This is a genomic window from Pseudomonas sp. efr-133-TYG-5, from assembly GCF_030209175.1.
Lineage (GTDB): Bacteria > Pseudomonadota > Gammaproteobacteria > Pseudomonadales > Pseudomonadaceae > Aquipseudomonas.
Map to the genome: position 1 here is coordinate 266287 of NZ_JARVSM010000004.1, position 23828 is coordinate 290114.

The 23828-nt window shown below is 60.3% G+C and carries 20 protein-coding genes; all 20 read left to right on the forward strand.

Annotated features, from left to right (window positions below; genetic code table 11):
• Positions 1-33 precede the first annotated feature (33 nt).
• The 20 genes from QRN70_RS15995 to QRN70_RS16090 all read left to right on the forward strand — a co-directional run bounded on the left by QRN70_RS15995 (position 34) and on the right by QRN70_RS16090 (position 23793).
• Complete coding sequence (locus tag QRN70_RS15995) at positions 34-174, forward strand: type VI secretion protein (protein ID WP_108589157.1); 141 nt, start codon at positions 34-36, stop codon at positions 172-174.
• Positions 175-192: 18 nt separating this feature from the next.
• Positions 193-1389, forward strand: a complete 1197-nt coding sequence (tagH, locus tag QRN70_RS16000) for a type VI secretion system-associated FHA domain protein TagH (RefSeq protein ID WP_285418947.1) — start codon at positions 193-195, stop codon at positions 1387-1389.
• Positions 1390-1394: 5 nt separating this feature from the next.
• A complete protein-coding gene (gene tssJ / locus QRN70_RS16005; protein WP_285418948.1) occupies positions 1395-1895 on the forward strand; it encodes a type VI secretion system lipoprotein TssJ in 501 nt (166 codons plus the stop codon).
• A 2-nt stretch (positions 1896-1897) separates the two neighbouring features.
• Positions 1898-3229: a type VI secretion system baseplate subunit TssK gene (tssK, locus tag QRN70_RS16010; RefSeq protein ID WP_285418949.1), complete on the forward strand. Its 1332-nt coding sequence runs from the start codon at positions 1898-1900 to the stop codon at positions 3227-3229.
• Between the two features lie 5 nt (positions 3230-3234).
• Complete coding sequence (icmH, locus tag QRN70_RS16015; RefSeq protein WP_285418950.1) at positions 3235-4110, forward strand: type IVB secretion system protein IcmH/DotU; 876 nt, start codon at positions 3235-3237, stop codon at positions 4108-4110.
• 13 nt (positions 4111-4123) lie between these two features.
• Complete coding sequence (gene tssM / locus QRN70_RS16020; RefSeq protein ID WP_285418951.1) at positions 4124-7663, forward strand: type VI secretion system membrane subunit TssM; 3540 nt, start codon at positions 4124-4126, stop codon at positions 7661-7663.
• Entirely contained in the window at positions 7663-8391 is a 729-nt protein-coding gene (locus tag QRN70_RS16025) for a PP2C family protein-serine/threonine phosphatase (RefSeq protein WP_285418952.1), read from the forward strand. Before tssM ends, QRN70_RS16025 begins: the two co-directional genes overlap by 1 nt.
• A complete protein-coding gene (locus tag QRN70_RS16030; RefSeq protein ID WP_285418953.1) occupies positions 8388-9389 on the forward strand; it encodes a serine/threonine-protein kinase in 1002 nt (333 codons plus the stop codon). The genes QRN70_RS16025 and QRN70_RS16030 overlap by 4 nt, the downstream gene beginning before the upstream one ends.
• A 27-nt stretch (positions 9390-9416) precedes the next feature.
• On the forward strand, positions 9417-11453 hold the full coding sequence (locus tag QRN70_RS16035) for a type VI secretion system Vgr family protein (RefSeq protein ID WP_285418954.1): 2037 nt from the start codon (positions 9417-9419) through the stop codon (positions 11451-11453).
• A gap of 28 nt (positions 11454-11481) precedes the next feature.
• Positions 11482-12477: an SEL1-like repeat protein gene (locus QRN70_RS16040; RefSeq protein WP_285418955.1), complete on the forward strand. Its 996-nt coding sequence runs from the start codon at positions 11482-11484 to the stop codon at positions 12475-12477.
• 15 nt (positions 12478-12492) lie between these two features.
• Complete coding sequence (locus tag QRN70_RS16045; RefSeq protein ID WP_285418956.1) at positions 12493-15552, forward strand: glycoside hydrolase family 19 protein; 3060 nt, start codon at positions 12493-12495, stop codon at positions 15550-15552.
• Positions 15549-16343 carry a hypothetical protein gene (locus QRN70_RS16050; RefSeq protein ID WP_285418957.1) on the forward strand — a complete coding sequence of 265 codons (795 nt, stop codon included), beginning with the start codon at positions 15549-15551 and terminating at the stop codon, positions 16341-16343. The genes QRN70_RS16045 and QRN70_RS16050 overlap by 4 nt, the downstream gene beginning before the upstream one ends.
• 255 nt (positions 16344-16598) lie before the next feature.
• Positions 16599-17087, forward strand: coding sequence for a cell division protein (locus QRN70_RS16055; protein WP_285418958.1), 489 nt, complete (start codon positions 16599-16601; stop codon positions 17085-17087).
• Positions 17080-18522: a TIGR01777 family oxidoreductase gene (locus tag QRN70_RS16060; protein ID WP_285418959.1), complete on the forward strand. Its 1443-nt coding sequence runs from the start codon at positions 17080-17082 to the stop codon at positions 18520-18522. Before QRN70_RS16055 ends, QRN70_RS16060 begins: the two co-directional genes overlap by 8 nt.
• Positions 18523-18531: 9 nt before the next feature.
• The gene (locus QRN70_RS16065) at positions 18532-20982 is read left to right on the forward strand and encodes an alpha/beta hydrolase (protein ID WP_285418960.1); all 2451 of its coding nucleotides are present in this window, start codon (positions 18532-18534) and stop codon (positions 20980-20982) included.
• A complete protein-coding gene (locus QRN70_RS16070) occupies positions 20979-21488 on the forward strand; it encodes a hypothetical protein (RefSeq protein WP_285418961.1) in 510 nt (169 codons plus the stop codon). Before QRN70_RS16065 ends, QRN70_RS16070 begins: the two co-directional genes overlap by 4 nt.
• A 55-nt stretch (positions 21489-21543) precedes the next feature.
• Positions 21544-21993 carry a hypothetical protein gene (locus QRN70_RS16075; RefSeq protein WP_285418962.1) on the forward strand — a complete coding sequence of 150 codons (450 nt, stop codon included), beginning with the start codon at positions 21544-21546 and terminating at the stop codon, positions 21991-21993.
• Between the two features lie 73 nt (positions 21994-22066).
• Positions 22067-22399: a hypothetical protein gene (locus QRN70_RS16080; RefSeq protein WP_285418963.1), complete on the forward strand. Its 333-nt coding sequence runs from the start codon at positions 22067-22069 to the stop codon at positions 22397-22399.
• A 19-nt stretch (positions 22400-22418) separates the two neighbouring features.
• The gene (locus tag QRN70_RS16085; RefSeq protein WP_285418964.1) at positions 22419-22967 is read left to right on the forward strand and encodes a hypothetical protein; all 549 of its coding nucleotides are present in this window, start codon (positions 22419-22421) and stop codon (positions 22965-22967) included.
• Positions 22954-23793 (forward strand): tetratricopeptide repeat protein, encoded by an 840-nt coding sequence (locus QRN70_RS16090; RefSeq protein WP_285418965.1) that lies wholly within the window; start codon positions 22954-22956, stop codon positions 23791-23793. Before QRN70_RS16085 ends, QRN70_RS16090 begins: the two co-directional genes overlap by 14 nt.
• Positions 23794-23828: the final 35 nt, after the last annotated feature.

The following is a 23828-nucleotide window of genomic DNA, read 5'->3' on the forward strand; positions in this document are numbered from 1 at the left end:
CTTTGTGCTTTGTCTAGCCCTGGAGACTTTCTGATGTCTGTTCGTCACTGGCACGCCGCCTTGCTGACCCTCGTCGTTCTATGCGGCCTTGGCGGCTGTAGCGGCAACTACAAATTCAACGACAACGACTATCGCCCGTTGGGTGATCCGCAAGCGGTCAATCGCGGCAAGTGACCGCAAGGAGCATCAAACATGGAATTGGTTTTCGAAATGCTGAACACCAAGCAGTTCGTGCCCACCGAGCTGTGCCAGAAGACCTTCAAGCAGGCTGGCGGCGTGATCGGGCGGGGCGAGGACTGCGACTGGATCATCCCTGACCGCAAGCGCCACCTGTCCAATCACCACGCGATTGTCAGCTACCGCGAGGGCACGTTTTTCCTCACTGACACCAGCAGCAACGGCGTGCAGGACGGTGGCAGCGGCGCACGCCTGCACAAGGGCGAGCCGGTGCGCATCGAGCACGGCAGCACTTACGTGCTGGGGGACTTCGAGATCCGCGCACGGCTGGTGCGCGACCCGGCGACCTTCGACGGTGAAGCCGGCCGTCCACGCGCCGCGGGCAGCATCATTCCGGACGATGCGTTTCTCGATCTCGATCCGCTGAACGCCATCGAGCAGCAGGAGCGGGTGTACTCGGAAATCGACGAACTGCTGGCGCCGACCGCCAAACCGGAAGACAGCCGCCAGCGGGCCGACTACGCGCGCATCGACATGGAAAGCCTGATGGTGCCGGAGCTGATCGCCGCGCCCGTCGAACCGGCCCCGGCTCCGGCGCCGAAACCTGTCGAGCGCCAGCGTGAAGGCTTCTGGGAGCACTTCGGTGCGGCCCTCGGCGTGGACCTGAAAAACCTCGATCACGACGCCCGCGAGGCCCTGGCACTGAACGCCGCACGCCTGTTGCGCCAGAGCATCGGCGGCCTGCAGCAGAGCCTGCGCACCCGTGCCGAGCTGAAAAACGAACTGCGCCTGGCCCAGACCACCGTGCAAGGCACCAACAAGAACCCGCTGAAATTCGCCGTCGATCCGAGCGAAGCGCTGGAGATTCTGTTGCAGCCGCACAAGCCTGGGCATCTGCCGGCCGAACAAGCGGTATCCCGCGCATTCCGTGACTTGCAGGCGCATCAGGTGGCGCTGCTGACCGCCAGCCGGGCGGCGGTGCGCGGCACGCTGGAGCATTTCTCGCCGGAGCAACTGACCCTGCGTTTCGAGCGTGACAACAAGCCGTTGCTCGCCACGTCCGGCGGCCGCTGGCGAGCCTACGGCCGCTACCACCAGGCGCTGCGTCAGGACGACGACTGGAGCGAGCGCCTGCTGGCCCGCGATTTCGCCCAGGCCTACGAAGAACAGATTCGCCTGATTTCCACCCTCCACACCGACCACCAAGGATGATGCGCATGTCTCGCCGCTCGACCGCTTTTTTCAAGACGCTGACTGCGCTCACCGTGCTGGTGCTGCTCGCCGGTTGCTCGTCGCTGTCGCCGTACTCGAAAGTGACCAAGCTCAATCTCAAGCTGACCGGCAGCGATCAGCTCAACCCGGACCTCAACGGTCGGCCGTCGCCGATCGTCGTGCGCCTGTTCGAGCTCAAGCACCCGGTGACCTTCGAGAACGCTGATTTCTTCAGCCTCTACGAACGCGCCAAGGAATCCCTCAACCCGGACCTGGTGGCCAGCGAAGAACTCGAACTGCGCCCGGGTGAAACCGTGGAACTGAAACTCAGCGTGGAGGAGGGCAGCCGCTACGTCGGCGTTCTCGCTGCCTACCGCGACCTGCCGGAAACCAAATGGCGCTACACGGTCCAGGTCACACCGCTGGAGTTGACCGAAGCCGATCTGACCCTCGACCAGGCCGGTATCCGCAACACCCATGAAGTGCTCGCCAAGGCGGATGACTGATCATGAATACCCATAAAGTCATTTGGCAGGAAGGCATGTTGCTGCGTCCGCAGCACTTCCAGCACAACGACCGTTACTACGATCACCAGATGAAGACCCGCACCCAGTTGCTGGGCGGCTACACCTGGGGTTTCCTCAACCTGGAGATCGACCTGCAGTTCCTCAACATGGGCAAACTGGTGATCAGCGAAGCCTCGGGGATCCTGCCGGACGGCAGCCTGTTCGAGCTCGGTGGCAACACCGAGCCGCTGGCGCTGGACGTGCCGCCGAACACCGGCAACACGCCGATCTACCTGGCGCTGCCCCTGGTCACCGGCAACCACATCGAGGCCCGTCGCCCGGAGCAATCCGACGTGCTGGCGCGCTACACCGCCTACGAAACCGAAGTGGCCGACTCCAACGCCGGCGACGATTCCGCCAGCCAGGTCAGCTGCGGCCGCCCGGACTTCAAGCTGTTGCTCGGTGAGCAGCAGAGCGACCAGGCCTACGTGAAGCTGAAGATCTGCGACGTGCTCGACACCACGCCCGACGGCGTGATCAGCCTCGACCCGGATTTCGTGCCGACCTACCTCCAGGCTCATGCGTCCAGCTATCTGCTGTCGTGCCTGAAAGAAGTCATCAGCATGCTCAACCACCGTGGCGACACCATTGCCGAGCGGATCCGCTCCAACGGCAAGGTCGGCGGCGCGGAGGTCGGCGACTTCATGATGCTGCAACTGATCAACCGCACCGAGCTGCTGCTGCGTCACTACCTGGGCCTGGAGCAGGTGCACCCGGAAGAGTTGTACCGCACGCTGCTGACCATGCTCGGTGATCTGGCGACCTTCTCCAGCGACAGCAAGCGTCCGCGCCTGGACAGCCGCTACTCGCACAGCGACCAGGGCGCGAGCTTCCGCAAACTGATGGAGTCGATCCGTCAGGTGTTGTCGATGGTGCTGGAACAGCACGCCATCGAGCTGATCCTGCAGGCACGTCAGTACGGGATCATCGTGTCGCCGTTGCACGACCACAAACTGCTGGGCTCGGCGTCGTTCGTACTCGCGGCCAGTGCCAACTGCGACTCGGAAGAACTGCGCCACCGCTTGCCGGCGCACCTCAAGGTCGGCCCGGTGGAGCGCATCCGCCAACTGGTCAACCTGCACTTGCCGGGGATCAAGGTCAAACCGTTGCCGGTGGCCCCGCGGCAGATCGCGTTCCACTCGAACAAAACCTATTTCATCCTCGAACTCAGTTCCGAAGACCTGGCGCAACTCGAACGCTCCGGCGGCTTCGCGTTCCACGTGTCCGGCGAATTCGCCGAGCTTGAACTGAAATTCTGGGCCATCAGGAACTGACCGACATGATCAAGGACATGGAACACAACCAGGACGACAAAACCGTCCTGCTCGACCGTCAGGGCCACGGCCCGGCGTCGAGTCCGCTGACCGACTTCGCCGCGCCACCGCGCTTCGAACAACTGGAAGAACGGATGATCTACGCCGCGCGCCTGCGCCCGGCGGAGGCGTTCAACATCAGCTTGAATTCGCTGGTGGCGGCGTCGTCCGAGCTGCTCTCGGAAGTGGTGCGCCTCAAGCACAGCGAAACCCGCGAAGACCTCTATGCGCTCAACGAGCGCCTGACCGCCGGGCTCAAGCTGTTTGAAGTGCGTGCCCTGCACAACGGCGCCGAAAGCAGCCAGGTGATGGCCGCGCGTTACGTGCTGTGCACCGTGGTCGACGAAGCCGTCGTCACCACGCCGTGGGGCAACGAGAGCGAATGGTCGCAGATGAGCCTGCTCAGCAGCTTCCACAACGAAACCTTCGGCGGCGAGAAATTCTTCCAGCTGCTCGATCGGCTGTCGAAGAACCCGGTCAAGCACCTGCCGATGCTCGAGCTGATGTACCTGTGCCTGTCCCTCGGTTTCGAGGGCAAGTACCGCGTGCAGGCGCGCGGCATGCTCGAACTCGAGGGCATCCGCGATGCCTTATACCGGCAGATCCGCCAGTTGCGTGGCGACGTGCCGCGCGAGTTGTCACCGCACTGGGAAGGCCTCAACGATCAGCGCCGCAGCCTGGTGCGCATCGTGCCGGCGTGGATGGTGGTGTTGTTCACCCTGGTCTGCCTGGTGGTGATGTATTCGGGTTTCGCCTGGGTCTTGGGCGAGCAGCGCGACACCATTCTGCAACCCTATCAGCCGATCGATCCGGTTGCGGCCCAGCCGCAGTCGCAGCCGTAAACAGGGACGTGTGATGAAAAAGTTTTTCAAGAAAGTCGGCGCCTTCCTGCGCCAGACCTGGGTCTGGACCCTGTTGCTGGTGCTGTTCGTGGCGCTGCTGGTGTGGTTCGTCGGCCCGCTGTTGGCGGTGGATGACTACAAGTTCTGGGAAGGTGCGACCTCGCGTCTGCTGACCATCAGCGTGCTGTTCCTGATCTGGGGCCTGACCATGGTCTTCGTCAGCTGGCGCGCCGGTGTGCGCAAGAAAGCCGTCGAAGCCACCGAAGATGGCCAGGACCGCATTCGTCGCGAAGAGTTGATCGACGAAGAGCAGAAGGAACTGAAGGCGCGCTTCAAGGATGCGCTGAAGACCCTGAAGACCTCGAGCCTGTATCGCGGCCGCAGCGAACGCTGGCGCAGCGACTTGCCGTGGTACCTGCTGATCGGTCCGCAGACCAGCGGCAAGACCAGCCTGCTGGACTTCTCCGGGCTGGAATTCCCGATCAACAAGATCGACCGCAAACTGACCCGCGACACCCTCGGCACCCGGCATTGCGACTGGTACTTCGCCGACCACGGTGTGCTGATCGACACCGCCGGGCGCTACCTGACCCAGCCGGACGCGGAAGTCGACGGCAGTGCCTGGAGCACCTTGCTCGAACTGCTGCGCAAGCGTCGTCGCGGCCGTCCGCTGAACGGCGTGCTGGTGACCATTCCGGTGGAAACCCTGATCGGCGGCAGCGAACAGGACATCGATACCCTGGCCCGTCAGGTGCGCGCGCGTCTGCAGGACGTCTATCAGAAGCTGCACGTCGACGTCCCGGTGTACCTGGTGCTGAGCAAGGCCGACAAGCTGCTCGGCTTCGACGAGTTCTTCGACCAGTTGAGTCGCGAAGAAAGCGATCAGGTGCTGGGCACCAGTTTCCGCAAGGATCAGGTCGGCACCGACGTGGCTGTGCTGCGCGGCGAGTTCGAAGAGCTGCTGCGTCGCCTCAACAGCCAGGTGATCATGCGCATGCACGCCGAGCGCGACACCCAGCGCCGCGGGCGCATCCTCGACTTCCCGCATCAGCTGGGGCAGATCGGCGAGCGCCTGTGCCTGTTCGTCGACATGGCGTTCACCGGCAACCGCTACCAGCGCGCCACGCAACTGCGTGGTTTCTACCTGACCAGCGCCCCGCACCTGACCCAGGAAATGGACGCGACCACCGCCGGCATCGGCGCCAGCCTGGGCATGAACGCCGGCGTGTTGCCGACGTTGCGCAGCGGTCGTTCGCGCTTCATTCATCATCTGCTCAGCCGGGTGATTTTCCCCGAGGCCGATCTGGCCGGCCTGGACAAACGCGAGCGCAGCCGCATCCATTGGGGCCAGCGTGCGCTGTACGTCGGCGCACTGGCGGCGCTGGCGCTGTTCGGCATGCTCTGGGCGGGCGGTTTCTCGGCCAACTACGAGCGCCTGGAAAACCTGCGCACGCTGGCGCAGAACTGGACGCAGCAGCGTTCGGCATTGACCCCGCGCGATGACTCGATGGGCGTGCTGAAAACCCTCGACACCAGTTACGCCGCGACCCAGGTGTTCCCGAAGAAAGGCGATGTCGGGTACCACGAGCGGGGCGGCCTGTATCAGGGCGAAGACGTCAATCCGGTGGTGAAGCAGGCCTACGAGCGCGAGCTGGAAACGCAACTGCTGCCACGGGTGGCAACGCTGCTCGAAGGGCAGATCCGCGCCAACATGAAGGACCGCGAAAAGCTCCTCAACAGCCTGCGCGCGTACCTGATGCTGAACATGAAGGATCGTCGCGACGCGGCGTGGCTCAAAGACTGGGTCGCGGCCGACTGGTCGCTGCGCTACACCGGCAACACCACGGTGCAGAACGGCCTGACCACGCACTTCGAGCGTCTGCTCAAGCAACCTTTCATCTACCCGCTGAACGACCAGTTGGTCGCCCAGGCGCGGCAGGTCCTGCGCAGCGAGTCGCTGGCCAACGTGGTGTATCGCATGCTCCGCGAGCAGGCGCGCAATCTGCCGGAATACCGCTTCAGTCAGCACCTCGGCCCGCAGGGCTCGCTGTTCATCGGCACCGAATACGTGATCCCGGGGTTCTACACCCAGCAGGGTTACCAGCAGTACTTCTCGGTGCAGGGTTCGGCGCTGGTCACCGACATCCTGCGTGACAACTGGGTGCTGGGCGAGGGCGCGGGCATCAGCGACATGGACCTGCGTCGCCTGATGGTCGAGCTCGAGCAGCTGTACTTCCGTGATTACGCCAACTACTGGAGCGAAGCCGTTGGCCAGGTGGCCCTGCCACCGATCAGCGACGCCGGTGAAGGCGCCGAGCAGCTGGCGGGCCTGACGTCGGCCAACTCGCCGGTGCTGGCATTGCTCACCGAAGTGCGCGAGAACACTCGCTTCGAGGCAAGTGCCGATCCCGTCGATGAAGCGGGTGATGCCGCCGATGCGCTGGCCGGACAGAAGGGCACGCTGGGCAAGGTCGGCAAACTGGCCTCGGCCGTGGCGGACAAGGCTGCGGCGATGAACGTGGCGAAAAACCTGCCGGACACCTCGAAGAAGTCGCTGCAGCGCCGCTTCGAGCCGCTGCATCGCCTGCTCGATGACAACAATGGCCCGGCCGCCGACCTGACCCCGGCACTCAACGCGCTCAACGAATTGCAGCTGCAACTGGCCGGCCTGGCGCGTTCCAGCTCGCCGGAGCAGGCTGCGTTCGAGCTGGCCAAGACCCGCATGAGCGGCCAGCGTGATGCGCTGACCAACCTGCGCAACGCCTCCGGGCGCCTGCCGCGTCCACTCAGCGTGTGGTTCAACGTGCTGGCCGAGGACTCCTGGCGCCTGGTGCTCAACGATGCCTACCAATACCTCAACGGCCGTTATCAGAACGAGCTGTACAGCGTGTATGGCAAGACCATCAGCAAGCGTTACCCGTTCAGCGCCAGCAGCACCAGCGACGTGGCCATCGCCGACTTCCGCGAGTTCTTCAAGGCTCAGGGCATCGTCGACCGCTTCTTCGACAGCTACATGCGGCCGTTCGTCAGCGGTGACCCGGGCAACTACCGGATGCGCAGCGTCGACGGCCACAGCCTGCCGGTGTCCAAGGTCTACCTCGACCAGATGGCCGCTGCGCTGACCATTCGCCAGAGCTTCTTCTCGATCAACCCGGCCGAGCCGACCGTGCAGTTCAAACTGGAGCCGTACACCCTCGATCCGGCGGTCAGCCGTTCCGAGTTCAAGTTCGGCGACAAGGTCATGGAATACCGCCACGGCCCGATCCTGCCGATGTCGTTCAAATGGCCGACCGATGCCGAAGACGGTCGCACCAGCCTGGTCATGGACAAGATGGCCGGACGCCCGATCGGTATCGAGAAGAACTCCGGCCCTTGGTCGCTGTTCCGTCTGTTCGACCTGATGCAGACCGAGTACCTGACCGGGCGTGACGTGCTGGTGCTCAAAGCCGACGTGGGTGGCCTGCGTGCCAACTACCTGCTGACCAGCCAGCGCTCGCCGAACCCGTTCGACATGGGCGTGCTGCGCACCTTCCGTATGCCGGTGCAGCTCTGATGCTGGTGGCCAGTCCCTGGCGCAGCGCGGCGCGTACCGACCCGGGCAAGGTGCGGGCGCGCAACGAGGATGCCTTTCTCGACACCCCGCAGCATGGGCTGTGGGTGGTCGCGGACGGCATGGGCGGTCATCAGGGGGGCGACATCGCCAGCCAGCTGATCGTCGCCAGCCTGGCTGAACTGCCGCAGCACGAGGACTTCGACGAACGCCTCAAAGCCATCCGCCAGTGCCTGCACTGGCTGAACCGGCGGTTGGGGCAGGAGTTGACGGTCACCGCCGGACGTCACGACAGCATCATGGGCAGCACCGTGGTGGCGCTGCTGGTGGAAGGCAATCGCGCGGCCTGCATCTGGGCCGGCGACAGCCGCTGCTACATGTGGCGCGGGCAGCGCCTGTATCAGCTGTCCAAGGATCACTCGCTGCAACAGCAGCTGATCGACGAGCAACAGATGAGCGTCGAACAGGCGGCGGCGCACCCGGCGGCACAGGCGTTGACCCGTGCCGTCGGTGCGGCGGAGCAGCTGACCCTGGATGTGCTGGAGCTGGAGGTGTACCCGGGCGATGTGTTCCTGCTGTGCAGCGATGGTCTGTATCAAGGCCTGAGCAGCGACGCCCTGGGCAACGCGCTGAGTCTGGCCGCGCCGCAGGTGGCGCTGGAGCGTCTGTTCGACGGCGCCCTGCGCGGGGCTGCCCGGGATAACCTGACTGCCGTGGTGATCCGCCAATGAGTGAACTCCAATCGCCGATCGATGACGTGCTGATGAGCGAAGAGCAGGCCAGCAACCTGACCTACTTCGCTTTTGCCAAATCGACCCATGCCGAGCCGGCGCTGGTGCCCGCCAGGGCCAGCATCGGTGAACTGCCGGACGTGCTCGCCGGCCGCTACCGCCTCGAGCGCCTGCTCGGGGCGGGCGGCATGGGCGCGGTTTATCGGGCGCGGGATCTGCTGCACGAACAGTTCGGCGATCCCGATCCTTACATTGCGCTGAAAATCCTCAGCGAAGAATTTGCCGAGTCGCCGGACGCCAGTGCCTTGCTCTACAGCGAGTTCGCCCTGACCCGACGCCTGCGCCACGACAACGTGCTGCACCCGTACACGTTCGAAGTGGACACCGATTGCCAGCGGGCCTTCATCACCATGGAGCTGATGCGTGGCCTGACCCTGGACAAACTGCTCTGCGAGCGGCCACTGGGCCTGCCGTGGAAAGAACTGCGCGACATCGTGTTGCCGCTGCTCGACGCGCTGGCCTACGCCCACCGTCGCGGCGTGCTGCACGGCGACATGAAACCGAGCAATGTCATGCTCAGCGAAGACGGCGTGCGTCTGTTCGACTTCGGCCTTGGCCAGGCCGAAGAGGGCATTCTGCCGGGCCTGCCGCACCTGAGCCGCGAGCGCTTCAACGCCTGGACCCCGGGCTACGCCGCTCCCGAACTGCTTGAGGGCCAACCGTTGTCGGCCAGCGCGGACGTGTACGGTGTGGCCTGCGTGATCTATGAACTGGCGGGCGGCAAGCACCCGTTCCGCCGCCTGCCCTCGACCCAGGCACGCGACGAGCACCTGGAGCGCGAGCTGCAAGCGCCGCAAGGCCTACCCAAACACTGTTGGCCAGCGCTGCGTGCGGCGCTGAGCTTCGACCCGGCAGCGCGCACCATCACTGCCGACCAATTGCGTGACGCCATGGGCGCCACTTCGTCCTGGCTGCAGCGTCTGCGTCGCCGGGCGTAACGGACGACATTCGAACAGGGAGCACTTATGTTCAACCCAGCTAACGAAACCCACTTCAGCCTCAAGGTCGAAGACTACGTCGGCGACCTGCAAGTCCTGTCGTTCACCGGCACCGAAGGCATCAGCCAGGCGTTTCGTTTCGACCTCGAACTGGTCAGCGAAAACCCCGATCTGGATCTGGAAAAACTCCTGCACAAGCAGGCCTTCCTCGCGTTCGATCCGCAGGGCTCGGGCATCCACGGGCAGATCTACCGCGTCGCCCAGGGCGATGCCGGCAAGCGCCTGACCCGCTACAAGGTGTCGCTGGTGCCGCAGCTGCAATACCTGCAGCACCGCACCAACCAGCGCATCTACCAGCAGATGTCGGCGCCGAAGATCATCGCGCTGATCCTCGACGAACACGGCATCCAGGCCAACAGCTACCGCTTCCAGCTGAGCCAGCCGTGCCCGGATCGCGACTACTGCGTGCAGTACGACGAAACCGACCTGCACTTCGTCCAGCGCCTGTGCGAAGAAGAAGGCATCCACTACCACTTTGAGCACAGCGAGAACGCGCACCTGCTGGTGTTCGGCGATGACCAGACCGTTTTCCCCAACCTCGGCCAGCCGACCGCGTATGTGCAAGGCAGCGGCATGGTTGCCGAAGAGCCGGTGATCAAAGGCTTCAAGCTGCGCCTGGAAACCCGCACCAGCCGCACCACGCGGCGCGACTACGACTTCGAAAAGCCGCGCCTGCAACTCGAAGCCGAGTACAGACCCGACGGTGAAAGCACGGAGCCGGACCTCGAAGACTATGACTACCCGGGCCGCTTCATCGACCGTGCGCGCGGCAAGTTCCTCAGCCAGCGCGCCCTCGAACGCCATCGCACCGATTATCGTCAGGCCGAGGGTCGCGGCGACCAGACCCGCCTCGTCAGCGGTCACTTCATGGAAATGTCCGACCACCCGCGCAGCGAGTGGAACGACCTGTGGCTGCTCACCGAAATCTTCCACGAAGGCAAACAGCCGCAAGTCCTCGAAGAGTCGGTGACCAGCGACACCACCGACAACAAGGACGACTTCCACCAGGGCTACCGTAACCGCTTCCTCGCCACCCCGTGGGACGTGTTCTACCGCCCGGCGCTGCTGCACCCGAAACCGCGCGTGCTCGGCAGCCAGACCGCCATGGTCACCGGCCCCAAGGGCGAAGAAATCCACTGCGATCAATACGGCCGCATCAAGGTGCAATTCCACTGGGACCGCGAAGGCCAGGCCGATGACAAGACCAGCTGCTGGCTGCGCGTCTCCAGCAGTTGGGCCGGCGACCGCTACGGCGCCATCTCCATCCCGCGCATCGGCATGGAAGTCCTCGTCACCTTCCTCGAAGGCGACCCCGACCAACCACTGGTCACCGGCTGCCTGTACCACAAGGAAAACCCGGTGCCCTACGCCCTGCCGGCGAACAAGACCCGCAGCGTGTTCAAAACCCTCAGTTCCCCGGGTGGCGGCGGTTACAACGAACTGCGCATCGAAGACAAGAAAGGCGCCGAGCAGATCTACATCCACGCCCAGCGCGACTGGGACGAGAACATCGAGCATGACCAAAAGATTCGCGTCGGCAACGAACGCCACGACACGGTCGAGAAGAACAGCTACACCGAGCTGAAGGCCGAAGAACACCGCACCACGATTTCCGACCGCAAGGTTGAAACGAAGCTGGATGACCACCTGACCATCGGACAAAACCAGCATGTGAAGCTGGGCACGGCGCAGCTCACCAGCGTGGGGAAAGAGATACACCTCAAGGCGGGAGACAAGATCGTCATCGAAGCCGGCAGCGAACTGACCGTGCAAGGCGGTGGGAGCTTTATCAAGCTCGATGCTGGCGGCGTGACGGTGGTTGGGCCGGTGGTGAAGATCAATGCCGGTGGTTCGGCCGGGACGGGGACTGGCATCGGGATCAAACCGCCGGTGCTGCCGGGGGCGGCGGATAAGGATAAGGCAGGGAGTTTGATGGATCAGGCGTTGTTGAATGCGCCGCCTGAGAAGGTTAAGCCGAAGGCTTTTTTTGTGTTTTCTGAGTGATGAGTTCGTGATGACGAGGAACAATCGAGTGCGTCAATTCAAGCTGCAGTGTTTGGCGCTGCTGGCGTTCGGGTTGTGTTCAGGGGCCTTTGCGGCGCAGTCGAGCACTGTGCAATGTCCGAGCGACAACTTCACAGATTTTGTAAAAGCCTTCTCAACCAGGCCTGAGGTACAGCAAGCGTTTATCGCCTCGCCTTTGGTCGAGCAAACGGTCATTGCCACCGCGTCGAAGCCGCGAGTGGTGGAGCGAAAGTCGCAGGCATTTGACCTTCAATCGCTGGCGATGCTTGCTCCTGACAACATCGCGAAGTCCGGGTTGAGCATGCAAGTCCAGCTGCCGAACTACGTGATTGTTCGCGATGACAACGGTGAAGTGTTGAAGATCTTCACGTTCAAACATAACGACTGTTGGCTATTGACCCGTGCTGAAGACTGGTCGCTTGAAACTGTACTTGACGTCCAATCCCCGAAGTCAAAGACCTCGCCGGGTGAGCGCGCACTGAAAAGAGGGGCGTTGTACAACCAACTGGGGAGTGACACCGAGTCCTCTTCTTCCAGTCAGTTGTACATTTCCGCTTTGAACAGTTACTTGCATGGGGCCGATCAAGGCTCGGCAGAGGCAGCCTTCGCAGCGGCGGGGATCAGCCTTTCAGGTCAAGCCCCACGGTTGGAAAATGCAAGGATCCTGCAGTTGCTGGAATCAGCGGCCCAGAGCGTACCTGAAGCGGGGATAGCCCTTGCCGATTTCTATTGCGACGAAGGCAACTACGAAGAGACGCGCGCCTGTGTCAATCCAGAAAAATCATTGGGTGCTCTTGTGAACTCAGCCCAACTCGGCTCCGCGGATGCACGGGTTCAACTAGGCGGCGCCTATGAGACCGGCGCAATCGTCCCTGTCGATTTGCCGCGGGCAATGGCTTGTTATCAAGAGGCCGGCAGTAAAGGCAATGAGGCGGGTGCAAGAGGCGTCGAACGCCTGAGCACCCAAGGCATTACCGCAAATAATTCAATTCATTGCCTTTAAAGCAGGATGCTATCGATGAGCACGGGACTACTCGAGCAGCGGGTCAACTACCCCAACAGCGGATATGAATACGGTTACGGCAAGGGAGGAACTGCGGACGAAGACGGTGACGGCCGGAAGGAGATCGATTGTTCACACTTGCTCAATCTCATGCTCGGCGATGCGGGGTACAACATTCCGTACCGGACCACAGGCCAACTTGCGACAGACACCACGCATTTCGAAGTCATTCCCCTTACCGGTGTTCAGCCGGGTGATATCGCGCTTTGGACAGGATTGCACCATACCGGTGTAATCGAGGACATGGACGTCAACCGGACCAAGGGCAACTTCTTCGGCTCGCAGACTTCGACTGGACCGAAGTCTGCGAAGTACGGTGCCGGCAGTGGTTACTGGCCGATGCCTGACAAGTACTTGCGGCCGAAGGCAGAGTACCGGAGCGGTGCGCAACCGGCGGCTGCTCCTGCCCCCGCGCCGTCCCCTGCTCCAGCAGGGTCACCGCTCATGGGTTTTCAGTACCCATTCAGGAAAGCGGATGGGAAGCAGTTTGAGAGTGCCGACGAAATATATAAAGCGCTGGAAAAAGAAACGTCGGGCCACTACCTCCTGGGCAGTAACAAGTTCTGGCATGGTGGTATTCACATCAGCGATGCGAGCGCACCCCAATGCATCTTGAATGAGCCGATCCGCTGCATGGCCGACGGTGAGGTGGTGGCCTATCGACTCAATGAAGACTATCTGGAGTCCACGTTCGGTGTTGACGAGAAAAAGCTGAAGTATTCCAACTCGTTCTGTCTGGTACGACATGAGTACAAATCTGCGCCAAACCCAGAAGAAGGGCCGAATAAAGGCAAGCAAAACAAGCTGAATTTCTACAGCCTGTACATGCATCTTCTGCCCTTCAAGCGCTATCCGCTGACTGAGGAAGAAACGCCGAAACCGCAAGTGACCATGAAGGTAAGTGACTTCAACGCTTACGATGATTGCCCGGAAACCAGCAGTATCCAGAACGTTGGCAAGCTCGTTACGGGGACAAGACTTGAGATATTGGATCAAAAGGACGTAGGTACCGTTACCTACGCGAAAGGCAAAATCCTCTCGGGTAGCGTGAAAAAAAACGGTCACAAAGTTCGCGAGGCTGGCAAGGAGGTCTGGTTCGCTTACTTGAAAGATGCAGAACCCTACAAAAACTCCAAACCCGCCCGTATATGGTTGGCGGATCCGATTCCGGAGCGCTTGAAGCCCAAATATTGGCAAGGCAAGGTCAAGGGGACTGCGTTGAAGCGACTGGACCTTTATCAGGATCCTGCCTCGGCTCAAAATGGGCAGGCTGCAGGTGCCAGGATGGGGTCGCTGCAGCTTACCCCTCAAAGCCCGGTTGAGTTCGACAGCAAAGAGGTACTGAACCTCAATGTGTCAGGGACAATTCGTCGAATGGCGAAATGTACGAGCAGCGGTAGCTTGGCGGGCGCGGGAAGCCTTCCTCCCAGCTTCTGGGCGATCGTGGAAAACGATTTTGTTGCCTGGGATGTAATCCCGAGCAATTTCGGTTCTGTACAACCCGCAAGCACCGGAATCAAGGCGGGAGACCCGATTGGCTATCTGGGATTGACTGAAAACCTGACCGGCGAAGATGGCGGTGTAGCGAGTAAGTATCAAGTACATGTCGAGATATTTACTGCTGAAGCAGACGTAAAAGAGTTCCTCAAGAATACGGCGGGCTTGAAGATCGGCAAGCAATACCTGCATTTGCCAGCCGGAAGTGATCTGAAGAAAAAAGCACCTGCAACAGACAGTACGGTGTTGAAAACGGGACATGCGGTAGATCTGAATAAGGCTTCTGTCATCAAAGTAGGCGCTGACGAATATTACGATGTGACCGTTACTGACGATGCTCAGGCCGTTAACGGTCTGGTCAAGAAAACCGGTGCACAAATCATCACTCAGCATGATTGGGAAAAGCTGGGATTTCAGATCGTCGAAGAAACCAATGCAACAGCGGACGGTTTCCTTGATCCTAAGGACATGCCCGTATTCTTTAAGGACCTGTTTACGAAGATTGATAAAGACGAAAGCGGAGACGTCGACCCGGCGGAATTGGCTGATGCCTTGAAAAACCCAGATACGCGTTCGCAATGGTCCAGGCTGGTTGCACACCATCCGACAGAGTGGAAAGACAAAGCAAATGCTCCAAAATGGAGCCGACTTGATATTGAGCTTAAGCACGCCCCCAAGACACTGGATCACGAAAAAGAAAGAATAAACAAGTACGTGTTTTGGGATGAGTTATCGGGAAAAGCACAAATGGCTGATAGCCAAATATGGCATTTCCATCCGGTCGCGTTTGTAGATAATTTCTTGGGCGCGGGATGCTGTGAGTTAAATGAAGCGAATTTCAAGAAGATTTTTGGAAGCGCTCCTTTGTTTACTGCGCAGAACATGCCTCAGGGTTGTGATGCTCGAAATGTCGAACCGCAGAAATTCATTAATTTGTTGAATGCTGCATTTAAAGCTAATAATTTTGACAAATGCATATATAAGATGCACTTCTTGGCGCAGTGCTATCACGAAAGCGATCACTTCAGGACAACCAAGGAGTATGCCAGCGGTAATGACTATGATCTAAGTGTTCACCCAGCATCGGTGTGTATAACTGAAGGGCAGGATAGTAGAACCTGCAAGCGTCATCATCAGATCATGCAGGAAGGGAACACTACGATTGGCGACGGGCCAAAGTATAAAGGCAAGGGCTTGATCCAGATTACTTGGAAGAGTGCGTATCAAAAGTATAAAGAGCACAGTGGGGTAGACTGTGTAGCAAACCCGGAGGTGCTATCTCAAAGCATTGAGCACGCAGTGAACGTTTCGTTCTGGTTCTGGACCGTGTTCAAAGGGGAAAATCTCAATAAAAAAATAGACAGGTTCTATCAGGAGTTGAAGGCACAAGGGGGTATGACCGTAGAACAAATGGATGCTGAAGTCGTCAGAAAAATAACCAAAGTTGTGAATGGCGGGGCCAACCATTTGGCGGAAAGGCAAGAGCTGTTCAGGAAGATTAAAGGGGAGCTGAAGTGAAGATATTTGTTGGCCTGTTGGCAAGTGTTGCGTTTTTTTCTACGGCAGCAGAAGCGAATTTTAAAACAATCCTTCTCGAACCTGATAGTGAGATTTCATTGCCTTTGACCTGCAAAGGTGCGGATAGCAAGATTCAACTTAAAGATGGACAGGTAGGGGTGATTGGTAGTCTCGGTAAAGCCTATAGTCTGAATCTCGATGAGCAGCTGGAGAAATTGCCGATAATGGTGGGTTCGAGCGGCGATTCAGGTGAATGTGTTCTGGCAGTGAAATATGCCGAAAATGACGTAAATGAAAGCTACTCGTTGTTTGTTTTTGATAGCGTGAACGGTAAATACAAAAGTTCTGCAGTGCCTATTGTTACCAACCCTGAATTCTCCGCGGGGAAAGTGCTGAGTAATTATCGAGACGGTACTGTTACGCATAATGATACTTTGTGCTTTTCCAGTACCAATAAGGATTATTACGTCTGCGAGAAGCGCGAGCAATTTACCGAAGGTTTGGAAAGAATACAGAAATGCAATGAGTCCAAGTGTCTGGACACTGCGGTCGTGAAAGAAAATACGTCCAGTCCTATTGGTGCTGTTGTTGTCTCGCCAAAGGTCTATTTATCCGATCGAAATGAGGATTCGACATTTTCTCAGCGAAAAGCTTATTTAGTTGTTGGTGACAAGGTTGTTTTGACCGATTTCTTCTCTGGCGATGAGGGTATGTATTACAAAGTGGTATATGAGGGGAAGTCCAAGACAGTCGGATGGCTTTCATCTGAATCTGTGCGAGTCAATGAATAGACCTTTTATGAGAAGCCATGAACTGGGCGCGGAAGGGTGCAGCCAGCATTTTTCTTGTCGCGCATTCATGGCGATCACAGGGCACCCAACCAATCACGGCGAGTCACTGCATTTGAAGTTCGGGGTCCTGTCGGGTGCGCTTGCGTACGTGTTCGGTCTGAGTCCGTCACGCGAAAACGTTTAACGCTTGTGCATCTGACCACCGCGATTTTCCTTTAAACTCCGCACCTTCAAGGAAAGCGCTCAGGACATGGAATGCCAGCCCCCTCTACCTCGCTTCGCCCAGCGTTAGTGCTCTGGCTATACGCCGCCGCCATCGTGCACATGCTTGCCGGCCTCGCCCTGACCTGGGCCGGGCACTCCGGGCTGCTCGACGGCTACCTGCAGACCCTCGAACGTGCATTCTGGGGCGCCGATGCGGTGCCCGCCGCAGGCCGTGAACAACAGGTCTGGTGGCTCGCGTTGTTTGGCGCGACGTTGCAAAGCTATTCGCTGTTCATGCTTGCCCTGGTGCACATTGGCAATCGCCTGAAAACCCCGCTGGCCTGGGGCGGGTTGATGGCCGGTATCGTTGTGTGGGCACCGCAGGACATGTTGCTCTCGGCACACCAACAGGTCTGGTCGCACCTGTGGTTCGACAGCGCCGCGCTGCTGGTTCTGCTGCCGCCGCTGCTCTGGCTCTATCGCCACGACCAGCGAATTTCCTCTTCCGACACGTCCTTGAGTGAGCCAAACCATGCCTGATTTTTCGCTGCTGGATTGGGCGCTCACCTTGCTGATTGCCCAGGCCTGCCTGGGAGCACTCGACACCCTGTATCACCACGAACTGACGGTAGCGCTGCCGTATCGCCACAGTGCGCGGCTGGAGTTGTCGATTCACGCGCTGCGTTCGTGTTTCTACGGCGTCCTGTTTCTCGGCATGGCGCACCTCGAGTTCCATGGCGCGTGGGCGGCGGTCGTTGCGCTGCTGTTCGCGCTGGAGATCGGCCTGACGCTGTGGGATTTCGTGGTCGAGGATCGCAGCCGCAAGCTACCGGCGATCGAGCGCATCATGCACACCGTGCTGGCGGTCAACGGCGGAGCGTTTTTTGCGTTGTACGGCGTGCAACTGGCGCAGTGGGCGAGTTTGCCGAGCGGCCTGAGCGCTGTGGATTTCGGCTGGAAGGGCTGGGTGCTGACGCTGTTTGCCGTGGGCGTGACGGCGTCGGGGATTCGCGATGGTCTGGCGGCGTTGCGCATGCAGCGCGAGGGCAAGCCGTCCAACCCGTTTGCCGGCGGCGCGTTCAAACGTGTGCTGGTGACGGGCGGCACCGGGTTTATCGGTGAAACGCTGGTCAATCAATTGCTCGATGCCGGCCACACCGTCAGCGTGCTGGCCCGCGATCCGCTGAAAGCCGCGTACCTGTTCGACGGCCGAGCACGCTGTGTGCGCTCGCTGAGCAAACTCGGCTATGACGAAACCTTCGACGTGGTGATCAATCTCGCCGGCGCACCGGTTGCCGGGCCACGCTGGAGTCCCAAGCGGCAGGCGCAGTTGCTCGCCAGCCGCGTCGGCACGACCGAAGCGTTGCTGAGCTGGCTGAAAAACACCAGGCACAAACCCGCGCTGTGGATTCAGGCCTCGGCCATCGGTTTCTACGGCGTGCGCGATGTCAGCGAAAGCCTCGATGAGCAGGCGAGCAAGGGCGACGGTTTCATGGCCGAACTCTGTGCGCGTTGGGAGGCTTCAGCGCAGCCCGCCACTGAGTTTGGTGTGCGCCAAGTGGTGCTACGCCTCGGTGTTGTGTTCGGCCCGGGGGGTGCGTTGTTGCCGCTGCTGATCCCGTTCCGCCTGGGCTTCGGCGGGCGCATGGGCGACGGCAAACAGATCATGAGCTGGGTGCACCGCGACGATGTGATTCAGGTGATCGCTCGATCCTTCCACGATGAAAGTTTGCGCGGCACCTACAACATGGTCGCGCCCGAAACGGTCAGTCAGGCAGTGTTCGCCGAGCATGTCGGCAAGGTCCTCAAGCGCCCGGTGTGGTTCCACGTTCCAGCGGCACCCGTACGGGCGCTGGCGGGGGAGATGGCGCAACTGTTCTTCGACGGCCAGCGCGTGGTGCCGCAGCGCTTGAGCGAGGCGGGCTACACGTTCCTTTATCCGACCCTCGACGCTGCCCTGCGCGATCTGGCCTGAGGATCGCCCATGAGCAAGTCCCGAATGTACCTGCTCGCCGGCAACGGCAGCGCCGCCGATTGGTGGGATGACGCACTGCCGCACTTCCAGACTTACGACGTGGTGCCGCTGGAGTTGCCGGGCTTCGGCGCCAACCCGCAACCACCCTGCGCGGATCTGGCGGACTACGCGCAGACCTTGCTGGCGATGACGGCGCCGGGCAGCGCAATCATGGCGGTCGGGGTCAATGCCTTGCTGGTGTTGCATGCGCTGCAACGGCGGCCCGGGCACTTTTCCCGCAGCGTGTTGTTGGCGCCGGTCGGGGCGTTTCTGTGGCAGCGGCGCTTGCCGGCACTGATGTCACCGCTGCCGATCCGCAAGACCATTCACTGGCTGCTGTCGAACAAGCCCACGCTGTTCGCGCGTAAGTTCTCCAATCAGACCTGGACGCCCGCGCAGTACCAGCGCATGGGCGCCGGCTATGCGCGCTGCCGGGCGTTCGTGCCGCACTGGCAGCTGATTCGCGCCGACACCGCGCTGCCGCTGCTGGAGTGGATCACCGATCCGGTCGAGCTGGTCTGGGGTGATCAGGACGCCGTACTCGGCATTGAGCAGGCGGCGGCGTGGTCGGCGATTCTGGCTCGCGCCGATCTGACCATCAGTCTCAAGCCCGGTTGGGGGCATTACCCGTGGATCGACGCGCCTGCGCAATTCGCACAGTGGCTGGAGTCGGGCGAGCGCGGGTTCGTCGCGCACACCAAGGGCGGGCGTTTGCGTCTGGCGGAGCTGGCCCGGCAGGCGGTGCCGGCGGCGCTGACGCTCAACGATTGCACCGATCCGCGTCTCCCGGCATTTCTCGCCGCCCAACCTGATGTGACCTGGGCGGTGCGCTCCTCCAGTTATGGCGAAGACCAGGCCGATTCGGCGAATGCCGGTTTGAGCACGACCTATCTGCGCGAGCCCGCCGCCCATGTGCCGAAACGCATCGCCGAACTGACGGCCGCAGGCGTCGAGGAAGTGGTGGTGCAGCGCTTCATCACCCCGGTGGTTTCCGGGATCGCGTTTGTGCGACATCTGTCGGTCGAGCTGGAATGGGTTGCAGGCCATCTCGAATCGCTGGCCGACGGTCACGTCAGCCCCTCACGAGCAACGCTGTCGCGGCTTGGCGATGCCTGGCGCAGCGGCACGTTCACGCCATCCCACGGTTTGACCGAGGACCTGCTGTGGCGCTTTCTGCAAGACGTGTTGCGCGTGTTCCACTACGTACCCGGTGACGTCGAATGGGCCTGGGACGGTGCGCAACTGTGGTTGCTGCAATACCGACCGATCAGCGACTACGGCTGGCGCCGCCACCTGACCGCCGCCAACATTGCCGAGATCCTGCCGCCGCAACCGAGCGTGCTGGTGGAGTACGCCCAGCGCCGAGCGGCAGCAAGTATTCCGGCGATCATGGCGCGTTGGGATGCGCGGGTGTTGCAGGACAACGAGCCCTTTACCGCAGTGTTCGGTGGCGCGTCCTACATCAACAATGATCTGTTCCTCGCCCGGTTGGCCGACTGGGGCATCAGCGCCGCTAACTACGCCGGTGAAGTTGGCGGCGCGACTCCGCATCTGCCGTGGCGACCGCTGCAGATGCTGCGTTCGCTGCCGCTGTTCCTGCGTATGCAACGCAAGGCTCGCGGCCATTTGCTGAACCTTGAACAAGGCTTGCAGCGCTTCGATCGGGAACTGGCCGAACTCGTCGCCCAGGGTGCCGATGGCCAGCAATTGGCCGACTGGTTCACGCGGTTCTACGTCTTCGTCGTGCAAGGCAACCTGTGCATCGCCACGGCGCTGGCCAGCAGCGGCGGCGACGTGCTGGGCCGACCGCCCACCGCTTACGACAACCTGGAAAACAGTCCTCATCGACTGCCGTGGGAGACCGATCCGGCTACGCCCCGGCCGCCGGCGGGCGACCTTCCCTTGCAGGCGTTCCCGCAATGGTCCCGACTGATCCGTCTCGCGCATTCGACCGGCCTGCCGGGCCTGCGTGGTTACTACCTGCAAGTGCGCGAGTGGTATCGCGACAACCTGATGCGCATCTTCTTCCGTCTGCATCACGCCATGCCCGTGGCGGATCGCGAACATTGGTTCGCGCCGCACCCTGACATCCGTACTCGTGACGGCAGCTTCTGGCAGGACGGCCGCAAAGGTGCCGAGCAGGCTACTGGATTCATGATTTATCCGGGACAGGTGCGGGGCATCCTTGGCGTCGACATCCTGCTGGAAGACACCCTCGACCCGGGGCGGCATGCGCACTATCAAGCGGCGCGGGCAGTGATTGCGCGGATGGGTGGGCGGTTGTCGCATGGTTCGACGTTGTTGCGGGAACTGCGCAAGCCTTCGGCGGTGATGCCGCAGGTGGATCTGGCGTGGATCGGCTGCGAAGTGTTGTATCGCGATGGTGAACTGGAATTGATGAATTCGAAGGATATGAAGTGAAACGACTGCTGGTGTTATTTATGAGCGGGCTGCCGATGGCAGCGATGGCGTCGGATGTCTGCAATGAGAAAAGCGATACCAAGACCTTTCTTACGCAATGGAAAGACAGTGGAGAAAGTGTCGTGGACATACACTCTGGCTTCTACGATGACGGATTTTCTCTGGAGCGTGGCAAGGTGGTGTACCAAGGCGATCTCAATGGCGATGGCCGAGACGATTTCATCTTCCTCTCCTATTCAAGTCACGGGTCGGCCGGCGACATGACGTACGCCTTCCTGATCCAGTGCCGTGGTTACCTGAAACATACTGGCGGCGATTACTTTGCCGGGATCAAGGTGCTAGACGGTCCACCCAAGAACGGCGGCGACTTCAAAGACATCGAGATTTATTCCTACATCAGGGATAAACGCGGGCAGATTCGCTACAAAAACAACGCAGCCCTGACCCGACCGCATCTGTGGCAATTCAACCCGCAGACGCAACTTTATGAAGGTCAGTCCGAATAGATTTCAGTGACGGAGTTACAGCGTGAAAGGATGCTCAGTTCTACTCGGTGGCCTCTTGGCCATTGCCACGTCCGTGGCTTTCGCCGCTGACCCGGATTTCAAGGATTACACCGTCACCCCAGTGTTCACCGGGCCCCATCACGAACTGCTGCCGCAAGCCGACAGCAACGCGACGATCAATCAGGCGCGCGCGCAGGCACTCAAAGGCAAGGTCAACTTTGCCGGCCACTACATCCTGCACCGACTCGGTTGTGGCGGCAGTGCAATGTGCGGCGAAGTGCTGGACGTGCGCACGGGGGAGGTGGTTGGCGGGCTGCCGAATGCGTACGACGGCACGACTCTCAGCCTGGCGAGCCAGCCTGATAGCCGCCTGCTCATTGTTTCCGGCATTGCCGCCGATACCGAAGAGGACGCGCAGGGTAATGAGCTGGAGATTCGCTACAGAACCCGTTACTACGAGTTCGTGAACAACGAGTTCCGGCTGCTGACGTACCAAGATTTGTGATCGCCGCCGTTTGATTAAGGATGATTGGATGAACCGCTTTTGCATTCGGCCCATGTTGGGAGCACTTCTACTTTTGCCCCTCACCTACGCCATTCCGGCAGCTGCCGAAGAAGGGAGTTGCTATGGCTATCTCACGGAAATGGTCAGGAGCAGCAACTTCCCGTTCCGCTATGTCGGCAAGGACAAGGTCAATCTGCTGATTGATGAAGACGACGGTGAAACCGTGCAAGCCCAGTTGCTCTTTGATACGGACGGCAGCGGCACCATCGGCTGGATCAAATACACCCCGGCCACTCGGGTGTTGCTCAATACCTCGGCTGAACTGGAAGAACCGGTGGAATTGTCATTCGATGTCAAGTTCGCCGACGGCTATGCAAAGTGCCTGGCTGGACAACAGGCCGGTTAACGGCAAAAGGGAGTTTTCCATGAATCAGTATCTTCTCGCGGGCAGCCTTTCGCTGTTGCTCTCGTTTCCAGCTTTCGCCGCTCCCCAGGACGCCTACACCCAGCGCGAAGTCATGCAATGCGGCGGTGTTGAAGTGGTGATGGTGTCGTCCTGCCGATCCGTGACGGTGGATGACGCCGAAACCCATCTCATCCCGGTCTGTTCCGACCAGACGATCAACATCGGCGGCAAAGTGTTGCGGCGCAACATCGATACGGTTGCGCAGCTCACATCTGACGGTAAGAAAGCGACGATGCTGAGTAACGTTGTCGTGGCGATGGATTGCGTGAAAGGCACCAAGGGCAGCCTTGTTTCGATAGGCGGCTACGGCGGTTGTGGTGCCTGTCCTGAATGGCGCGGGTATTACTCGACGGCGGGGCGATTGGAACAATACAGCTTCGATAATAGCCAGCGATCGTTTGGCTCGAAGGGTTCGTGGGAAGCGCTGATCAAGTCCTATGGCGTGACGAAGAGACAGCTGATGTCAGAAAGCCCGGCGGTGAAGAGGATCGTCTATGGCCAGCCTTAAATGGGTGTTGATGATCGGCAGTCTTCTGGCCGCCACAAGTGCATTTGCCGAGGATCCACCGATCGTCGGCAGCGACGGGCACACAGTGACGTTTCGAGCAACAAAATGGACGATGCCCGGGGTGGATTCAGCGACCGCATGGTTCACCGCCAACGGCAAATCCTTCCCGCTCTTCAGCACCGACGTTGGCGCTGATGGACACCCGGACTGGCTCAGCCCTGACAAGAAAACTGTATTGCTCGACCCAGTCGTCTTCGGCATGTTGTCGCTTGAAAATGGTGAAGAAAAACTGGAGTCGCAACAGCATTGCGCTGTGATCTCCATGGAAACCGGTTGCATGCTGGCCGAGCGCTCCCCGCGTTTTTGTCTTGGCAAATGGGTGGGTAATCAGTGGTTTTCGGAAGATGGCGAAGTCCTCACGCCTAGCCTGGAAACGGAGTCCCCGAAGGAGTGGTTGAAATATATCTCGACCATCAAAGCTGCGCAGTCCCGCGCCGACTCCATCGAATCGGGCCTGACCTTTTTGAGTCCCGAGTCCTACATGGCGTGTCATCCCCCGGCGCAAAGTGTTCAGGCCTACAACGACTTGGGTTTTTACCTGGCCGAGGGCGGCAAAGATGAATTGGCACTGAAGTTTTACCGCGGCGTCGAGGCGGTCGGTAAACGCACAGTGCTGATGTTGAACATCGCCGATTCACTCTGGCGCCTTGATCGCAAAGACGAAGCAAAACGGTATTACGGCGAGTACCGCGAGGCGATGACAGCCGCTGGTAATGCACAGAAAATTCCGCAACGGGTCGCTGAGCGAACTGCACATCAAGGATGAAAAATTGAACAGGATTGTCCGTTTTATCGCGCTGC